Source organism: Staphylococcus sp. GDY8P85P, from assembly GCF_017892405.1.
GTDB classification, from domain to species: domain Bacteria; phylum Bacillota; class Bacilli; order Staphylococcales; family Staphylococcaceae; genus Staphylococcus; species Staphylococcus borealis.
This window is the reverse complement of sequence record NZ_JAESLA010000026.1, coordinates 1-18,310: the sequence shown is the minus strand read 5'-3', so window position 1 is coordinate 18,310 and position 18,310 is coordinate 1. Positions and strand designations below refer to the sequence as shown.

Genomic DNA, 18,310 nt, shown 5'->3' with positions numbered 1-18,310 from the left:
CTTATTTTATCATTTTTTTCGGAAAAACCGAACTCCCTACCAGTCTTTCCAGCTATCGTTCTCATCAATACTAGCCAAACGTACCCAGTGATTATCCACTTTCTGTTTGAACTTAACATTATTCTCAAGTAAGTCTTTGATATATTGATCTGGCGCTTGAATAACGACCAATAATCGAATTGGAGAATGATAAATCTTGTTATCCGCTGCCATAACTGATTGCCAAGGCAACCCGGCAAGTAAATCACTTGAATTCCCTTGCATGACACCGACACCAGACGTAACTGATTGCGTCGTTTTATTTCCGCTTCCGTAAAAATGCGGCGCAACCGTCGATGCGTAATATTGTAAATTAATCCATTGGGCTACTAGCGCTGGTCCTGAAATAATTGTGTTTAATAATTGTCCATCAGCATCTTTCTTCCAATCATAATTATGTAAGAAAGCACGCCCTTCTAAATCAGCACCAGCAGTAATACTACGTTGGCCAATAATAAATTCCGCATTACGTGCTAAGCCCCATTCTGGACGAATCTCACTCCAGTCATTCGCAAAGCGATGTGCTTCTGCCACTGGGTCTTTCAAATGTTCTTGATCTAAGCCAGGAAGATTAGCTAGACGTTCAGAATTTGCCTTATAACTTACACGCGGCATAGCTTCATTTAACATATCCAATGCATGTTGTGCTTCTTTCGTTAATTCAGGCATATAAATATATTCTAAGTCATCGATAGACGTCTTGTGCTCTGCAGCCACAAAGACCGTTGAATCTGGAATCACTATACCTTCACTTTTTAAAGCTTTACGTACGTGAGGCAAGTTACACATCATTGCTAATAATTTAGCATTAAAGCCACTTGATGCACCGCCACAAGCACCACATTCTAGCGAGGCATGGTACGGATTATTATTAGACACACTTCCATGACCCCCTAATACAATTAAAGGGGCAAAGTTCGTCGTTAAATCCATCAATTGTAATGCTTGTCTTGTAAAGGCAACTTGTTCTTCTTCTGTGAAACCGATTGGTAAATCACTATAAACTTCATGTTCACGATCTATTGTTAGTTTAGCTTCAGGTTTTTTCAACCAATTCTTGGTAAAATTACGAACAAAATGCCCTGTCTTTTTCGGCATCAATGTACTCGCAATCGTATTCAAACTTAAAAATGGTCCACTTAACTCTGGTAATAGTAAACTTGGTAAAACATTATGTTTCATCAATTTAAATGTATAGAACATAGATGTAACCGAATGTTGCTGTTGATTATACGTATTTAGAGCATGACGATCCGCGTACTCTTTAATGGCATAAGCCGGCGGTACCATAACAGGCAATGAATTATGTGTAAATTGTTCATCTAGCACTTCTTTTCTAATTGGAAGTCCAAAGAAACCTGCAATGCCGATTGTTTCAAATGGTCCTTCACTTTCTAAATGACGACGGAATGGTTCAGAACGCACATCAATACAAAAGGCTAATTGAACTTGTGTTTCTTGTTTAACTGGTTTAACAGATTTATCATATATCGCTTCCACTAACTCACGTTCATGTGTTTCTTCCCATGCTTCAAGCCATAATTTTTTGAAATAAAGCGGGTTAAAATCATGTGCGAATCTTAAATGTTCTAACTGATCTTCAATGGACATCGATGCCCAATCATCAATAGACATTTCTCCATAATATAACCACTTACTTACCAATTCTTTAATTCGTCTTTCCACATTTAAGACTGCCGGGCGACTCATTTTTTCAGTATCTAATAAAATACATTCCATCGTTAATCGTATAGCAAGATACTGTGTTAATAAGTCCGCTTCATGCTCATGTTGTTCGGCACGATAATACATCATTCCAGCCCAACCTGGTAACGATAAGAAATGTCCTGTTAAATAAGACTCTCGTTCATCTTCCGCTATATCTAAGTGGTTCAATGCCATAATTAAAGCTTCTCTATAATCTTGAGGTAATGTTTTAACCATTTTACGTTGCGTCTTACTCAACATGGGATCATGCTGTGCGAGATGCAACCAAGAGATATAAAATCCTTCTTCTCTTTTCGGCATTGTCCAACTTGATTGGAAGTTATCCAAATATAATTTAGACCACTTAATAATATGTGTATTCAGTTCATCCATTAAAGATTCACCTTTAGCATTAAACGCATTCGCACTTTTTGAACGTGCGTATTTAAAAGGTTCATCTTCAAATACACGTTTAAGCTTAGATACTTCAATCTTTAAGTAGGCTTCTTTAGTAATTAGGTTTGTAGGCACATCCTTAATGCGCATTGCGTTCTTACAATAAGTATCAATATGTGATTTTGGCACTGATGTATCGTAAGCTTTAATAGCTTGTTGAACGTCTGCTTCTACGAGTGTTTGATCTATCTCGCCATTTTCCAAAGCAGTCATCACCGATGCATGACTTGGGTACAAATCTATATCGCGAACATGTTTAAACCATTGAGCAACTTGATCAAACGTTTCATGTTCCATTTCCTCCCATGGATTACGTGCAGCAAAGATAGAGATCGGAGATAGTGGTGTAATCACACGACGTGCCGCTTTGACTGTGTCCTCTATGTTAAATTTAGTTATAGTCATGTTTGATTCCACCTCTTATAAATATTTTTTTAAATAGTTCGGATGACTTTCAACCGATTTAAATTTTGCTTCCCCAATTTTCACAAGCCATAAATATACTTTAGCAAAAGCTGTTGACGAACGACGACGTGCTACCCAAATGCTAAAGATACTACCTAATACTAGAATGGCAATACAAATGATCACGCTAATGAATGGTGGGTGTGGCGCAACCATATATACATTACTTAAAATATTGACAAATACGTCATGCGTCACAACATAAACAAGCGCTACAATGATGAGCATTGCGATGCCAATCATCCTACCCATCATTCCTCTATTTAGCGCAACCATTTGATTCCACGATACAGATAACGACCATGCTAAAATAAATGCACTAATTAATGTATAAGGTGTATGCGAACTTGTTAAAAAGAAAATAACTGCAATAACAATTGCTAATGTTCTCCCTAACACTGTCCAAGCATAAGAACGTTTAACATTAGGTGGTGTTGGAATATTAAAACGTTTAACAATTGATCCTGATTGTAAGAATAGCGTTGCTTTGAAGACACCATGTAAAATCAAGTGAATAATCGCAGCAGAATAAACACCTAACGCACATTGTACAAGCATAAAGCCCATTTGGCTCATTGTTGAACCTACAAGCTGTCTTTTATAATCAACATGCACCAAGCTAATTCCTGAACCGATAAGTACAGAAATACTTGAAATAACAAGTAATAACGTTAAGGCAATACTATTATCAAACACAGGTGAAAAACGCGTTAAAATGATGCCACCTGCATTTACAATACCAGCATGCATAATTGCAGAAACAGGTGTGGGTGCTACAACAGATTCAATTAACCAGCTTTGGAATGGATACTGTGCTGCTGGAATAATAACTGCAATAACGAGTAATAAATCTACAATTAATTTCAGTCCATAACTCATTGCAACATCATAATCTTGTGATGGATCGATAACCCAATCGCCTGTACCAATATAAAATACAACGACAGCTAAAAGTAATGCTATCCAGCCAATGATAAATGATCGTGCAGAAACCTTTGCTGCTTCAGCTGGTACTTTCCATGAACGATTGAGTCGAATCAGTTGCGTTAAACAAAATAATGTCAATCCCCAACAAATAACCATTAAACGTAAATCATTACTTAGCCAACCTACAGACGCAAATACCGTTGTAAATGTGTATAACGGGAAGTATTTACGATAATTACGATCACCTAATAAGTAACGTGTAGAGAATTTTTGAATTATAAACCCTAAAGCGAGTACAAAGGCACCTACTAACCAAGCTAATTTGTCTAGAGCAAAGATGCCTACGATATCTCTGCCATTAATAGTGATTAAGCCAATTACTCCTACAATGACAGGTAATAGAAGTAAAGTTAAATGTAAACGTATGTATTTTACAGGAACCGATGGCACTAAAAAAATCAAGCCACTTAACACTGCAATGACAAGCGTTACGAAAAATAATGTTAGTAAAAAACCTGAACTTAACATTGCCGCTCCTCCATGTCTTCAATCTATTTCATTAAAAAGTTCCCTTATACTATTAACAATATAAGAAAAAACCTACAATAGTCTAGTTTTATCCTTAGATATCAGATATTTACTAACTATTGTAGGTTTCTATGAGAACTCATTTACTTAATATGTATAAATGCTCTTTCAAGCTACCTTATATGTATCATCAACCATATGTCTCATCCTTCAATTGAACAATGAGTACTACGTACCCTTGCACAACTGCTTGATAAAGACCTATGTAAAAATTCAGCACAATACATACAATATAAAAAATTATTGCTAAAAAGTCAATCTATTAACGTATTCGAAGGGTATTTTATTTATCCAATATTAATATCGACCTTTAATCATTCAGATAGGCATGATTTATCGTTACTAATTGTCTGAAATCTAACGAATACGAAATGCTTTCATTGAGTTAGGAACTATCGCCCACAGATATTCAAAGTCACGTTATACTTTATTTAACATTTAATAAGGAGGTACTCAAAATGGGAATCATTTCTGGTATTATTGAACTTGTTAAATTCATCATCGACTTAACTAAAAAATAAGTTTCGCATAACGCACATAAACATTCCATAAAAAGAGTGAAATCATTAGATTTCACTCTTTTTTTGCGTTAATAAACAAAACGCTCAATCTCTATAAGGATAAAGATTGAACGTCAGTGGATAAAATGAATTTATTTTGTTTAAGTATAAAGTAACATATTTTAACGGTCATGCATGTAACAATTTTGTGAAACCGCTTAAAAATATTTAAAAAACCCTCTTATAATTATCGATTTAATTAATATTTAGTGAATTTTTCTTATGAATATGTTCATTTCAGAACAATACACGTAAATTTAGGGTAATAGTGAATCAAATACTAGAGATGTACATCATCAGATATTTTGTGATTAATACCTAATCGGATTATCTTCATTGACTATCGCAATCACCGCTTATGGTGACGAACGAATCGAATTCGTATCTTTAGACAAGTGCCTTTCCAAGGCTTGCATTAATACCTTTATCACTTTGATATAACCTATTAAACATTTAAAGTTGGTGTCTACTATGATTGAACATTTAAAAAAGAAAAATCGCAAAACAATAAAAGTATTAGGCAATATTTGGCTTAATGCAAATTTAGATACACATACCTTTATTGATAGTTTTTATTGGATAGACAACTATACTACTGTACTTGACGCTCTTAAGGATGCTGAGGTTTACGTTTATAAAAATGGTAAGGACATTGTCGCATTTTGCGGGCTTAATGACACTTACATAGCCGGCTTGTTTGTAAAAGAAGAATTTCGAGACCAAGGGATTGGGCATGCACTCATTAAGCATTTACAATCTGAATATGATTATTTATCTTTAAAAGTATTTAAAGAAAACCCTCGCGCCGTTCATTTTTATACGGATTTAGGTTTCATAAAAATCGACGCCAATATTGATAAAACAAACCATACTGAATTATTAATGGCATGGAAGAAGTAAAACCATTTACAATTTAAGATGCACGATTGGATAATCCCTACCTTGTCCATCCTTTGCAGATTCATCATATTTTATGAATCCATTCTTACGATAAAATGCCAAGGCACCGGGGTTATCTTTGTTTACATCCACATACCTAACATTATGGTCTCGAATTAAACTTTGAAGTATTGCCGTGCCATATCCTTGTTTAAAATACTTAGGATCTAAAAATAACATTTCTAAATTTGAATCATGAGTCCCGGAAAAGCCAATGATGTCGTTCCCGTCGAACCATAAATATGCTTCAACATATGGAAAATAGGTTGGTACTTCCTTTTTAAGTTGTATTCTATCCTTCTCTTTTAAAAAGTGGTGTGTCGCGACAACTGAACGCTCCCAAATGGCTAATGCCTTAGAATAATTTTCTTCTTGAAGCTTCATTTTATTTAATTTCATTTATATAACCTCTTAATCATAAACTAAATTGATTCTGTCAGTATCGGGGTTGCGTTGAAACTCACCACGTTTCACAACGGCCTCACGTATTTCAGTTTCATCACCGATTGCTACATTAGTAAGTATATGAAGTAATTCATTAGCGGTTAGTACGCTCTCATCTACCATTTTTTACGTTGTTCATTGATAAATCTAGCGACTTTCTCATTTCTTAGCAATCTACTACCCTGTACATGCGCTATATGTGGGCTATATCCAGCCTTTATTGCGCTTTGAGTGACGTTTAATGTCTTTACCAAACTTTTCTTGTCTAGCGCTTAATTCACTCATGTTATCCCTCCTTATTTTCTAATTTGTCTAATAAATCTGAGTATATTTGATACACTCTGCTTTTCGTAATCATTAATATATCTGCTATTCGTTTTAGTGATTGTCTTTCACATAACATAATAAATAACAGATGTTCCCTACTGGTGCATGTGGCGTATATATTGATTTAACTCATTAAAAAACGCCTGCTGTCCTACATCTACAATATTCATACTTTCAACATCTTCATTTTTGGTAGATCCTATAATTTAGTGTGTGACATTTTGTATCCCTTCTTCCTTATTCATAGCGAAACATCGTAAACATTTAAAAATATTTCATCAATAGTTATATTAGGAATCAAATCTTTTCTTAATAAATTTCTAAAGACAATCATCTCTTCTTTATTAATATTTATTTTTGTTTCTCTTTCATTTGTTACGCTTGAACTGAAATATCAAATTGTTTTGCCATTTTTTCTTGCGTCATACCTAACATATTTCGATAACCAACTATTTTATTCATCTTCATTACCTCCGATAAACATCGTAAAACGTAGTATTTCTATTTAGCCAATTTAAAACATAACAATTTGTTATATAATTAAAATTGAGGTGATACATTGGATAAAATCGAAATTAGCAATAGAATTAAAAATATACGTAATAGTTTAGGTTTAACTATGGAGTTTTTTTGAAGAAAAAATAGATAATGAAAACCCTGTAAAGTCTGTTGTAGTTTCTAATTGGGAAAATGGGAAACAACTGCCTAATAAAAAAGATTAAATAGAGTCAAATTAATGATTATAATGATTTACTACACTTTTCTAATAAAAATGTCGATTCAGTCATGAACAACATGATTGAATTAATGAACCTCACAATCTCTCATTTTGATGAATTTAATAAAGAAGATATTAAAAAAGTGAGTGACACAAATTTAATCTACAAAAAATATGCGTATAACGAGAAAATAACTTCTGTTGATAAACTTAACAATTTTTTATCAACTAACTATATAGATTTACAAAACAAATTATATAGATACCAATCTAAGAATTATTTTATTGCAGATGTAATAAATGATCTAATCAAATACGGTATACAATTATCAAAATTGAATAAAAATGATGAGATAGATAAAACTATAGAAATAAATATAATTAATTTTTTGATGACATGCCTACATGTCAATAAGGAAAGTAACATGTAAAAGAACACTGTTTTAGAAAATTCTAATTTAAAAAAGTATATTGAGAATGGTTTAATAGATGACTTAGATATTTTAAGTCAAGTTATTGATGCAAAAAACAAGAATAATTAAATATTTTATAAATAGAAAAGGAGTTATACATATGAAAAAACTATTCGGCGTATTACTAACAAGCACATTAATTTTAGGAGCATGCAGCACTCATAATGGTAAAGATACAAAATCTAGTACTAGCGAGCACAAGAAGTCTGATAAAGTGAATAGTGCTAAAGATAAGATTAAAGATAGTAAGTTAAGCAAGAAAAACAAATCTGATAACGATAGTAAATCATCAGGTAATAGCTCAAGCGAACAAAGTAATAGCAGTGACGGTAAACAATCTGAAAGTAACAACCATACAAATGGTAATAATTCTGATAACGATAATAAAACATCAAACAGTAATACTGGCAATTCAAAAACTAGTAACAATCAATCAACTAATCAAACTAGTAATGTAAATTCAACGCAACAAGCTACATCTAATCAACAGAATACCACACAACAAAATAACGGTATAACACAAGCAGATATAGACGAATGGAATAAAACTAAACCAACAACTCACGATGAAAGCCAAATGGGATATGGTCGTGGCGATTACGAGGCTGCGAGAGAGGCAAGTTCTAAAGTTTGGGATAACCCTAACGCTCACGTCGGCGGACCTAGTTGGGTAGGTAAAAACGAAGGTTATGATAGTTGGGCAAAACGTCAACAAGAAGTTCAGGAAAATTCAGAAGTGCTACAACAATAATTTATTGGGTAGCCATCTACCCTTTCTATTATAGGAGGTATTACTCACATGTGACATGAAAAATTTACTAATAAGCATGATGAAGTACAATATCGCTATTATGAAAAGTATAAAGACCCACTCAAAAACAAATGATGACGTACTAGCGTAGTGCTTAATAAGAAGATGGTAAACAGTCACAAAAAGAGGCTCAAAAACGCTTAAATGAGCGTATAATGGCAAAGTTAAATGACAAGACATCTACTAACCTTAAAACGTTAACTTTTCATGCTGCATGTGATGAGTGGTTAAGTTAATATCTGGATCTAAACAGTCAACTATTACTACTAAAATTTATAAAGTGGCTCACATTAAAAGAAATATAACATCACTGATATATCATACATAGATGATGTTGTAATGCCTAAAAAAGCGCCTACAAGAAAAGAAGTTAAAGGTAAACGTGAGAATTATTTAGAAATGGCTGAAGTTCTAACTATTGTTGAAGAATTAAAGCATATAGCAAATAAAAAGCGTGCTAGTTATATGAAAAGATCATACTTATTTACTGCTTACATAGTTGGATTTCAAGCATTAAATGGCATGCGTATTAGCGAACTCTTAGCAATTCAACCCGATAATATTGAATTTAAAAATAAGAAGCTTGCCATTGATGGCACTATACACTGGCGCAAAGATGGTAACAAAATGGGTTTCAAAGACACCACAAAAACTGCGTCATCTTATCGTACTATATCTTTAACTACTAAAAGTTGTGATATTTTACGTAAGGTTATGTTAGAGAACAAGAAAGCACTTCAATGGGAAAACATGTATGTGGATAGGGGCTTTATTTTCACAAGTCATAAGTCAACCCTCTATCTCTTACATCAATTAATAGCAACATACAAACAGCTACACAAAATATAGGGATAGAAAAGCACGTGACAAGCCACACCATGCGTCATAGCCATATTATATCATTACTATCTCAATTAGGTGTGTCACTACGTGCAATAATGGATCACGTAGGGCATACAGACCATAAAACTACATTACAGATATACAGCCATGTTACTGAGCAGATGGATAAAGATATGATGAATAAATTAGAAATGGTTGGGAGATAAATTGTTGACTCTTATCATTAAAGGTGCTAATATTTGTCTATAAATAAGTTAACTCAACCCATGAGAGTAGACACCCCACCATAAGGGGATGAGCGAAATCATGGGTTTTTTGTATGAATTTTTATTGTAAGGGGAAATTATTGATGAAAATAGCCGTACTAGTCGATGGAGGATACTATCGAAAAAGAAGTCAAAATGTATTTGGAAAAGTTACAGCAAAAGAAAGAGCAAATGAGTTATATAAATACTGTAATCGACATTTAAAAGAAACACATTTTGGAACAGAAAAATATGCAGACTTATATAGAATTTTTTATTATGATTGTCCGCCTATTGATAAACAAGTGTTCCACCCATTAACACAAACGAATATCGACTTTACTAAAAGCGAAACAAAGCAATGGACCGAAGATTTTTTTAAAGAGATATCAAAAAAACGTAAAGTAGCATTGAGATTAGGAGAGTTAAACGAGGCTACTGTGCATTATAATCTCAAACACACTAGCACTAAAAAATTAATGAAAGGCAGTAAAGAAATAAATGAATTAGACGAGAAGGACTTTGCATTATCATTAGTTCAAAAAGGTGTAGACATGAAAATCGGGTTAGATATTGCCACCTTATCTTATAAAAAGCTAGTAGATAAAATCGTTTTAATCGCAGGAGATAGTGACTTTGTACCTGCTGCAAAGTTAGCGAGAACCGAAGGAATCGACTTCGTACTAGATTCGCTAGGTGCAGACATAAGAGATAGTCTTTCGTTACATATTGATGGGCGTAGGACATGTGACGAAAAATACATAAATAGAAATAGACAATCAAAAAAAGATACATAATAACGGCTTTTCCTCACACTTTGCCCTTTTTCTGCTCTTTTTTCAATTTTCAAATTACAAAAACAACCCTCTAACCATTGTGGTTAAAGGGTTTTATCATTCATATATTCTATTCCCATTCAATAGTGCTTGGCGGCTTAGACGTAATGTCATAGACTACGCGGTTAACGTGATCTACTTCATTTACAATACGGCTTGAGATTTTTTGTAAAACTTCCCAATCAATGCGGGCGAAGTCACTTGTCATACCGTCGATAGATGTTACTGCACGGATACCTACAGTATGATCATACGTACGATAATCTCCCATTACACCTACAGATTGAATGCCAGGAAGAACTGTGAAGTATTGCCAAATGTCTCTTTCAAGACCTTCTTCACGCACAACCTCACGTAAAATCGCATCTGATTCACGCACAATTTCTAATTTATCTTCTGTAATTTCACCTAACACACGGATACCTAAACCTGGACCTGGGAATGGCTGTCTCCAAACTAAATGTTCAGGAATACCTAATTCAATACCTAGAGCGCGTACTTCGTCTTTGAATAATGTATTGATAGGCTCAATAAGTTCAAATTCCATATCTTCTGGTAATCCACCTACGTTATGGTGAGATTTAATTGTTTGTGCTGTTTTAGTGCCTGATTCAATGACATCAGTATAAAGTGTACCTTGTGCTAAGAAATCAACATCTGTTAATTTAGCCGCTTCATCATCAAACACGTATACAAATTCATTACCAATAATCTTACGTTTTTGTTCTGGATCAGATACACCTTTTAATTTATCCATGAAACGCTCTTGTGCATTCACACGAATAATATTCATGTCGAAACCTTCACCAAATTGTTCCATAACCATGTCACCTTCGCCTTTACGAAGTAATCCATGGTCAACAAAGATACATGTTAATTGATCGCCAATCGCTTTATGTAATAAGACTGCTACAACTGATGAATCTACACCACCACTCATCGCACATAAGACTTTACGATTGCCAACACGGTTACGAATTTTTTCAATTTCAATTTCAATAAAGTTTTCCATCGTCCATTCGCCCGTACATTCACATACACGACGCACAAAGTTTCTTAATAAATCATTACCGTATTCTGTATGACGTACTTCAGGGTGGAATTGAACACCATAAATCCGGCGTTCTTTGTCTTCAATTGCTGCATAACTTGTACTTGGACTATCCGCGATAACTTCAAATCCTTCTGGAATTTCAATTACTTTATCAGAATGACTCATCCATACTGTTTGTTCAGATGGTAAACCGAAGAATAAATCATCTGATTTCGCATTAATTATTGCTTTTCCATACTCACGTTCGTTAGCGCGTTCAACTTTTCCGCCTAAAAGTTTCGTCGTCAACTGCATACCATAACAAATACCGAGTACAGGAATACCTAAATTATAAATGTCAGGGTCAATCGTAAATGAACCTTCTTCATAAACTGAGTTTGGACCACCTGAAAGGATGATACCTTTCGGATTCATACGTTTGATTTCTTCAATTGAAATTTCATGATCGTGTAATTCACTGTATACGCCCATTTCACGAATACGACGTGTAATCAATTGGTTATATTGACTACCAAAGTCTAAGACAAGAATCAACTCTTGCTCTTGAGCCATTTCCATAATTGTGGATCTCCTTTAAATTGAATTTTATGTAAAGAATAGAGAGACACTTTCCAAATGTGTTGCTCCAAGATTATGTTTTAAAGTGAACAAACTCTGAGACAAACATATTTGAATTGAAAAGTGCTCCCCATTCTTTCTAACAAACTGCCATCATCACACTACGTTCATTTTAAAATGAGTAGTTAGGTGATTCTTTAGTAATTTGTACATTATGTGGATGACTTTCTGCTAAACCAGCAGGACCCATACGTGTGAATTGTGCTTCGTCACGTAATGTTTTCAAGTCAGGTGAACCTGTATAACCCATACCAGCTCTTACGCCACCCATAAGTTGGTAAATTGTATCTTGTAATGGACCTTTGTAAGCTGTACGACCTTCAATACCTTCAGGGACAAATTTTCTAGGAGATTTGTCTTCTTGGAAGTAACGGTCATTTGATCCTTTTTCCATTGCGCCTAAAGAACCCATGCCTCGGTACACTTTATACTGTCTACCTTGGAATACTTCAGTGGCACCTGGGCTTTCTTCAGTACCAGCTAATAAACTTCCTAGCATTACTGCATGTCCACCAGCTGCTAACGCTTTAATAATATCACCAGAGAATTTAATACCGCCATCTGCTATGATTGCTTTTCCAAATTTACGTGCTTCCGTTGCACAATCATAAATCGCTGTAATTTGAGGTACACCTACACCTGCTACGACACGTGTTGTACAAATTGATCCTGGTCCAATACCAACTTTAACTACGTCAGCACCAGCTTCGAATAATGCACGTGTTGCTTCAGCAGTCGCTACATTACCAGCGATGATAGTAACTTCAGGATATGTTTCTTTCATTTTCTTAACTTCTTGAATCACGCCACTAGAATGACCGTGTGCTGTATCGATAATTAATGCATCTACACCAGCTTCGACTAATTTTTGAGCGCGAATTTCTGTATCTTTAGATGTCCCGATAGCTGCTGCAGCGAGCAAACGACCATGCGCATCTTTAGCTGCATGAGGGAATTCAAGGACTTTTTCAATATCTTTAATTGTAATTAAACCTTCTAAACGGCCATTTTCCACTAAAGGTAATTTTTCAATTTTATGTTCTTGTAGAATTGTTTGGGCTTCATCCAATGTTGTGCCTACAGGAGCTGTAATTAAGTTTTCTTTAGTCATCACATCAGAAATCTTGATTGAAAAATCTTCTATAAAACGTAAATCACGATTCGTTAAAATACCTACTAATGCTCTTGATTCTTTATCACTCACAATTGGTACACCTGAAATACGGTATTTACCCATCAACGCCTCTGCTTCATATACACTTTCATCAGGTGTTAGATAGAATGGATTGGTGATAACACCGTTTTCTGAACGTTTAACTTTTTGAACTTCTTCAGCTTGTTCTTCGATGCCCATATTTTTATGAATGACACCTAGACCACCTTGACGTGCCATTGCAATTGCCATTTTAGACTCGGTTACTGTATCCATACCAGCTGATATAACTGGAATATTTAATTTAATTCGTTCTGATAATTCAACACTAAGATCCGCATCACTAGGTAACACATCTGATGCTGCTGGAATTAATAAAACATCGTCAAACGTCAAAGATTCTTTAGCAAACTTATTTTCCCACATTGATAATACAGCCTCCATTTTTATATATAGTTACTTCTATTATTTCACATTTTCTTCGCTTTGTTTATACTTTATACCATTAAAAAAGAAATTAAGAATAATTGCGGAAATCGCGCCTAATACAATACCATTTTGAGTTAGCCATGCAAATTGCTCACCTAAAGCTTTAAACGCTTGTGGTACTGCACTAATACCTGTACCCAATCCTACAGATACAGCAATGATTAATAAATTATTTTGATTCTTAAAATCAATATGACCTAAAATACTAACACCGTAAGCCATCACCATACCAAACATCGCAATCATTGCACCGCCTAATACAGGTAATGGAATGATATTAGCTAAAGCACCTAATTTGGGAATACAACCACAAATGAGTAGTAAAACTACCATACCGTAAATCACTTTATTCTTCTTCGCACCTGATAAAGATACTAACCCAACATTTTGTGAATATGCCGTGTAAGGAAATGAATTAAAGATTGATCCTAATACAATAGCAAGACCTTCCGCAGTGTAACCCTTACGAAAATCTTTTCTTTCTAATTTTTTGCCAGTAATTTCACTTAGCGCATGATATACACCAGTCGATTCTATTAAACTTACGATTGCTACAATCGTAAATACCAGTATTGCACCTAAATCAAAACCGAAACCAGAAAAACGAAATGGTTGAGGAATGCCTAACCAATGGGCTTCTCCCACTTGCTTAATATCTACTAAACCAAGCAGATTTGCCAATATTGTTCCTGCAACCAGTCCGATTAAAATCGCAATGGATTTTAAGAACCCTTTTGTAAATCTTTGCAAGATAAGAATAATGATAAGTGTAACGCCACCTAAAATTAAATTTTTAGGATTTCCATAGTCTTTAGCGCCTTCTCCACCAGCTAAATAGTTCATTGCAACTGGCATTAAATTGATACCAATAATTGTAACCACGCTTCCTGTTACAACAGGTGGAAAGAACTTAACTAAGTAAGAGAAGAATGGTGCAATAATGACAACTAAAATACCTGATATAAATAATGAACCATATAGCACATCCAGACCCTTCGTTTGACCGATTAAAATCATAGGTGCTACTGCAGTAAATGTACACCCTAGTACAATGGGTAAGCCTGTACCTGTTACTTTGTTAGCTTGTAAAAATGTTGCTACACCACACATAAAAACATCCACTGTGACTAAATACGCAATTTGTTCCGGTGTAAACTTTAAACTCGTACCAACGATGATTGGTACTAAGATTGCACCGGCGTACATTGCTAATAAGTGTTGTAAACTTAAAATGAACGTCTTCATTCATTTTCACCTAGTAAAGTCACTTGGTTGCCTTGTAATGAGGCTACTTTACATAATGAAGACACATTTAAACCTGCCTCTTCTAATCTTTGTCTGCCATCTTGGAAACTTTTCTCAACAACAATGCCAATACCAACTGTTTTAGCTTTAGCTTGTTGTGCAATATCATATAATCCTAGTGATGCATCGCCATTTGCTAAGAAATCATCAATGATTAAAACTGTATCATTCTCATCTAGAAATTCTTCTGAGACAATCACTGTACTTGTTTTGTTTTTTGTAAATGAATGGATATCCGTACTATAAAAACCATCTTTCAACGTACTTGGTTTCGCTTTTTTAGCGAATAAGCATGGGACATCAAAATGTAATGCCGCCATAATAGCTGGAGCAATGCCTGATGCCTCAATTGTTAAAATCTTAGTGACACCTTTATCTTTAAATTGCTCATAAAATGTTTTGCCTACTTCATGCATTAGTTTTGCATCGATTTGATGATTTAAAAAACCATCAACTTTTAATATTTTTTCATCAATTACTACGCCATCTTCTTTGACTTTCTGTCTAAGCGATTCCACGTCAAAACCTCCTAAATTTGTATACAAAAAAAGCCTCAAACTTTACGAGAAAGTTTCAGGATCCATGAGCGAACAGGCAATACATATCATTTTAAGATTTCAAGAAGTCGTAAATTTAAATGTATTCTTCTTTAAACACTTTATAATTTTAAATTTGTTTTATCTCATAGGATGAAGTGAATGAATATACAACCTCCAAAGTGAAACAACCTTATACAGTATTTCTAGATAGTCATTTAAATTAACATCGTCCATTTTATGTATTGATTCTGAACCCATAGTCATGTCGTTTGTGGCAACATGGTAGAAACTTCTAAAGCCATATTCTTTAGATTATATGAGTGATATAAATTATTTTACGATAATAGCAAACTTTTGCTTGATTTTCAATATCATAGAAATGGTTATAAGCCCTTTCACAATAATATTTTGTCGTGTAAGCGTTTAACTAAATATTGCTCAACACTATTTGTAAACACTTCTTAATTAATTATATAATAACTATAGTTGCGTTTTATAAATATTCTTAAGGGTATATTTTTATTAAAAGTAGGACGAAAAGATGGAGGGCGATTAATATGGCAGATTTTACCGTATTAGATAAACAAGATGAGATTTATAACGTTGTACAAAAGAAAAAAGCTGAAGGATATTCAGAAAATGAATTAGTCGTTGTAAGTAAAAGTAAATTACACTTAGATGATTTACATGATTCTCAAGTGACTTTAATTGCCACAAGTGGCTCATTTAGTGATCGCATGTCTAAATTATTAACTGGCGAAGACGGTGAAGAAGCTGTTTTAGCTCGTTATGATTTATCTGAGGACCAAAAAGAAAAATACAAAAAAGAAATCTTAGACGGCAAATTTTTAGTAGTTGCTAACAAAGATAAATCTTCACATGACGAAGTTGAGCAAAATAACTCAGCTTACGAAGAAATTGATATCACACATTATGCGAATGAATCTAAAGGTCCAAAATCATAATCACGATTGAATTTAAACTTTGAAGCCGTAAGATGCGCTATAGTAGTGCGTTTATCTTACGGCCTTTTTTCGTCTCATAACGTTTTATTAATGACGTCTTATTATCTAAATATGCTATACTTAAACAAATATTCGTGGGGGTGATATTATGAAATTTCACGTGATTCAATCAATTAAAGATGCGTATTATGACAAAGCAATCACTTTTTATAATCAACAACTAGATGTAAATTTTTATGAAGATAGCTATATTATTGAGCGATCCTTAAAAAATAATAAAACAGAAAATGATTATACTTTTCTCGTGGGCATACGAGATGATGAAATCATTAGTTTAGCGACGGCACATTATGAAGCAACAACAAATTCAGCCTTTTTAATACACTTAATTGCGAATAACACTTCAGATTATGAAGATGTCCTCGTTAGCACACTACAAGAAATTGAGCATCAATTAAACCTACTTTCTAATAAGGTGCATGCTCGTGATATTAATTTTGTAATGGTTGAAGTGCCTAAAACAGACCACTCATTAAAAGACATTAATCAACAAGCAGTCACTCAACGCCAACAATTATTGCTATCTAATGGCTTTGAAAGACAAAGTGAAATTGATTATATACATCCAAATTATTCTAAAATTGAATCGCCTTTTAAAGTAGATTTATTCATTAAATCAAACATTGAATTAACTAAAGATATATACCCAGCAAGTGTGAAATCAAATTATATTTTAAAATATGTATTTGCTAATGGTATTTCACGCGATATTATCTATCCTTTATTAGTAAAAATGAATTTACGCCTACCACACTAGGAACACTTGAAATGAGCGATATAAAGGGTTAAACTAATAGTCGAGGTTAGACTGACGTTTCACTGACAGAAGACAAACGTCAGTGTACATAAATCAATGAACGAAAGGACTTTCAGCTATGTTAACCAAAGAATTCGCTCAGCGTGTCGAACTAAGTGAAAAACAAGTCCGTAAAATAGTCCAACATTTAGAAGAACGTGGCTATCAACTTAGTAAGACTGAATACCGTGGCCGTGAAGCTACTGATTTTAAAGAAGAAGATATTGAACTTTTCCAAGATATCGCTGAAAAAGTAAAACAAACAAATAGTTATGATTTAGCTTTTGAAGAGCTTGAAAAGGAAAAAGACTTTTTACAAGTCATTGTTAAAGAAGACAATGAACAATTACCTGCGGATCAAGGCGCTACGCAATTAGTAGAAGAATTACGTACAGAAATTCAAAAAATGCGCGAAGAACGTCAAATGCTTGGTCAAATGATCAGTCAAGTTCATCAACAACAAACAGAATTAAAAGAACTTCAAAATCAAATCACTGAAAAATTAGATGTTAATAATCAATCATTATTAGCTATTCAAAATGCTCAAGAAGCCATTCAAACAGCTCAAAAAGAGCAATCTGAATACACTAAAAATGATTTAGTTAAAGAAATTAATGATAAAAATCAACAATCTATCGATACATTAAAAGAGGATATTACGACACAATCTCAGTCATCTCCTCTTGGTAGACCTAACGATGATAAGAAAGGTTTCTTTGCACGATTATTTAACTTATAAATCTTTCAAATAAAGCGAACAGTTGTGACACTATCAATTTGTCACAATACAATTAATATAAGGGTGAGACAGCATTCATTTTGAATCCACTGCCTCACCCTTTTTTATATGATTAATAATTTAAAACGGCTCTTCGTCAAATCGGACTGATGAGTCCTAATATTGAGATTAAGCAACCTTAGATTGTTTAATCTCTTTTTTGTTGTTGAGGCAA

13 protein-coding genes, 3 pseudogenes and 1 riboswitch are annotated in these 18,310 nt (G+C 33.9%); of the genes and pseudogenes, 8 read left to right on the top strand and 8 right to left on the bottom strand.

What is annotated here, in order from left to right; translation table 11 throughout:
* Positions 1 to 36 precede the first annotated feature (36 nt).
* Together KA828_RS06575 and KA828_RS06570 are read right to left on the bottom strand one after the other, a co-directional pair.
* Positions 37 to 2,607 (bottom strand): DUF2309 domain-containing protein, encoded by a 2,571-nt coding sequence (locus KA828_RS06575; protein ID WP_210125804.1) that lies wholly within the window; start codon positions 2,605 to 2,607, stop codon positions 37 to 39.
* Between the two features lie 15 nt (positions 2,608 to 2,622).
* Positions 2,623 to 4,122 (bottom strand): NADH dehydrogenase subunit 5, encoded by a 1,500-nt coding sequence (locus KA828_RS06570; RefSeq protein WP_210125802.1) that lies wholly within the window; start codon positions 4,120 to 4,122, stop codon positions 2,623 to 2,625.
* A gap of 518 nt (positions 4,123 to 4,640) precedes the next feature.
* Between KA828_RS06570 and KA828_RS13400 the strand changes: the two genes are divergently transcribed.
* Complete coding sequence (locus KA828_RS13400) at positions 4,641 to 4,703, top strand: alpha family phenol-soluble modulin (RefSeq protein ID WP_089046351.1); 63 nt, start codon at positions 4,641 to 4,643, stop codon at positions 4,701 to 4,703.
* Between the two features lie 510 nt (positions 4,704 to 5,213).
* On the top strand, positions 5,214 to 5,642 hold the full coding sequence (locus tag KA828_RS06560; RefSeq protein ID WP_210125800.1) for a GNAT family N-acetyltransferase: 429 nt from the start codon (positions 5,214 to 5,216) through the stop codon (positions 5,640 to 5,642).
* A gap of 6 nt (positions 5,643 to 5,648) precedes the next feature.
* On the opposite strand, the gene KA828_RS06555 is transcribed toward KA828_RS06560, so the two are convergent.
* Together KA828_RS06555 and KA828_RS06550 are read right to left on the bottom strand one after the other, a co-directional pair.
* Positions 5,649 to 6,080 carry a GNAT family N-acetyltransferase gene (locus tag KA828_RS06555; RefSeq protein ID WP_210125799.1) on the bottom strand — a complete coding sequence of 144 codons (432 nt, stop codon included), beginning with the start codon at positions 6,078 to 6,080 and terminating at the stop codon, positions 5,649 to 5,651.
* Positions 6,081 to 6,095: 15 nt separating this feature from the next.
* A pseudogene (locus tag KA828_RS06550) lies at positions 6,096 to 6,410 on the bottom strand (terminase small subunit); the annotation flags it as partial.
* Between the two features lie 1,333 nt (positions 6,411 to 7,743).
* On the opposite strand from KA828_RS06550, the gene KA828_RS06540 reads away from it, so the two are divergent.
* The 3 genes and pseudogenes from KA828_RS06540 (at position 7,744) to KA828_RS06530 (ending at position 10,339) form a co-directional block, all read left to right on the top strand.
* Positions 7,744 to 8,394, top strand: coding sequence for a hypothetical protein (locus tag KA828_RS06540; RefSeq protein WP_210125798.1), 651 nt, complete (start codon positions 7,744 to 7,746; stop codon positions 8,392 to 8,394).
* Between the two features lie 54 nt (positions 8,395 to 8,448).
* Positions 8,449 to 9,503: pseudogene (locus tag KA828_RS06535) on the top strand (tyrosine-type recombinase/integrase); the annotation flags it as partial.
* Between the two features lie 143 nt (positions 9,504 to 9,646).
* Positions 9,647 to 10,339: an NYN domain-containing protein gene (locus KA828_RS06530; protein ID WP_245336060.1), complete on the top strand. Its 693-nt coding sequence runs from the start codon at positions 9,647 to 9,649 to the stop codon at positions 10,337 to 10,339.
* 109 nt (positions 10,340 to 10,448) lie between these two features.
* On the opposite strand, the gene guaA is transcribed toward KA828_RS06530, so the two are convergent.
* The 4 genes from guaA to xpt all read right to left on the bottom strand — a co-directional run bounded on the left by guaA (position 10,449) and on the right by xpt (position 15,515).
* Positions 10,449 to 11,990, bottom strand: coding sequence for a glutamine-hydrolyzing GMP synthase (gene guaA, locus KA828_RS06525; RefSeq protein ID WP_053030254.1), 1,542 nt, complete (start codon positions 11,988 to 11,990; stop codon positions 10,449 to 10,451).
* Positions 11,991 to 12,162: 172 nt separating this feature from the next.
* Positions 12,163 to 13,629, bottom strand: a complete 1,467-nt coding sequence (guaB, locus tag KA828_RS06520) for an IMP dehydrogenase (protein ID WP_210125795.1) — start codon at positions 13,627 to 13,629, stop codon at positions 12,163 to 12,165.
* A 39-nt stretch (positions 13,630 to 13,668) separates the two neighbouring features.
* Positions 13,669 to 14,937, bottom strand: coding sequence for a xanthine permease PbuX (pbuX, locus tag KA828_RS06515; protein WP_053030256.1), 1,269 nt, complete (start codon positions 14,935 to 14,937; stop codon positions 13,669 to 13,671).
* The gene (gene xpt / locus KA828_RS06510) at positions 14,934 to 15,515 is read right to left on the bottom strand and encodes a xanthine phosphoribosyltransferase (protein ID WP_053030257.1); all 582 of its coding nucleotides are present in this window, start codon (positions 15,513 to 15,515) and stop codon (positions 14,934 to 14,936) included. The genes pbuX and xpt overlap by 4 nt, the downstream gene beginning before the upstream one ends.
* A 258-nt stretch (positions 15,516 to 15,773) precedes the next feature.
* Positions 15,774 to 15,876: riboswitch (purine riboswitch) on the bottom strand.
* Positions 15,877 to 16,093: 217 nt separating this feature from the next.
* Here xpt and KA828_RS06505 point away from each other — a divergent pair.
* From KA828_RS06505 to KA828_RS06495, 3 genes and pseudogenes are all read left to right on the top strand, one after another.
* Positions 16,094 to 16,501, top strand: a complete 408-nt coding sequence (locus tag KA828_RS06505; protein ID WP_053030258.1) for a general stress protein — start codon at positions 16,094 to 16,096, stop codon at positions 16,499 to 16,501.
* A 148-nt stretch (positions 16,502 to 16,649) separates the two neighbouring features.
* The gene (locus tag KA828_RS06500; protein WP_210125793.1) at positions 16,650 to 17,318 is read left to right on the top strand and encodes a hypothetical protein; all 669 of its coding nucleotides are present in this window, start codon (positions 16,650 to 16,652) and stop codon (positions 17,316 to 17,318) included.
* Positions 17,319 to 17,436: 118 nt separating this feature from the next.
* Positions 17,437 to 17,940: pseudogene (locus tag KA828_RS06495) on the top strand (DNA-binding protein); the annotation flags it as partial.
* Positions 17,941 to 18,310 lie beyond the last annotated feature (370 nt).

Excerpts from the sequence above, each read along its gene's own strand:
- KA828_RS06575 (WP_210125804.1), bottom strand. The coding sequence starts at position 2,607 with ATGACTATAACTAAATTTAACATAGAGGACACAGTCAAAGCGGCACGT.
- KA828_RS06570 (WP_210125802.1), bottom strand. The coding sequence starts at position 4,122 with ATGTTAAGTTCAGGTTTTTTACTAACATTATTTTTCGTAACGCTTGTC.
- KA828_RS06560 (WP_210125800.1), top strand. The coding sequence starts at position 5,214 with ATGATTGAACATTTAAAAAAGAAAAATCGCAAAACAATAAAAGTATTA.
- KA828_RS06555 (WP_210125799.1), bottom strand. The coding sequence starts at position 6,080 with ATGAAATTAAATAAAATGAAGCTTCAAGAAGAAAATTATTCTAAGGCA.
- KA828_RS06540 (WP_210125798.1), top strand. The coding sequence starts at position 7,744 with ATGAAAAAACTATTCGGCGTATTACTAACAAGCACATTAATTTTAGGA.
- KA828_RS06530 (WP_245336060.1), top strand. The coding sequence starts at position 9,647 with ATGAAAATAGCCGTACTAGTCGATGGAGGATACTATCGAAAAAGAAGT.
- guaA (WP_053030254.1), bottom strand. The coding sequence starts at position 11,990 with ATGGAAATGGCTCAAGAGCAAGAGTTGATTCTTGTCTTAGACTTTGGT.
- guaB (WP_210125795.1), bottom strand. The coding sequence starts at position 13,629 with ATGTGGGAAAATAAGTTTGCTAAAGAATCTTTGACGTTTGACGATGTT.
- pbuX (WP_053030256.1), bottom strand. The coding sequence starts at position 14,937 with ATGAAGACGTTCATTTTAAGTTTACAACACTTATTAGCAATGTACGCC.
- KA828_RS06505 (WP_053030258.1), top strand. The coding sequence starts at position 16,094 with ATGGCAGATTTTACCGTATTAGATAAACAAGATGAGATTTATAACGTT.
- KA828_RS06500 (WP_210125793.1), top strand. The coding sequence starts at position 16,650 with ATGAAATTTCACGTGATTCAATCAATTAAAGATGCGTATTATGACAAA.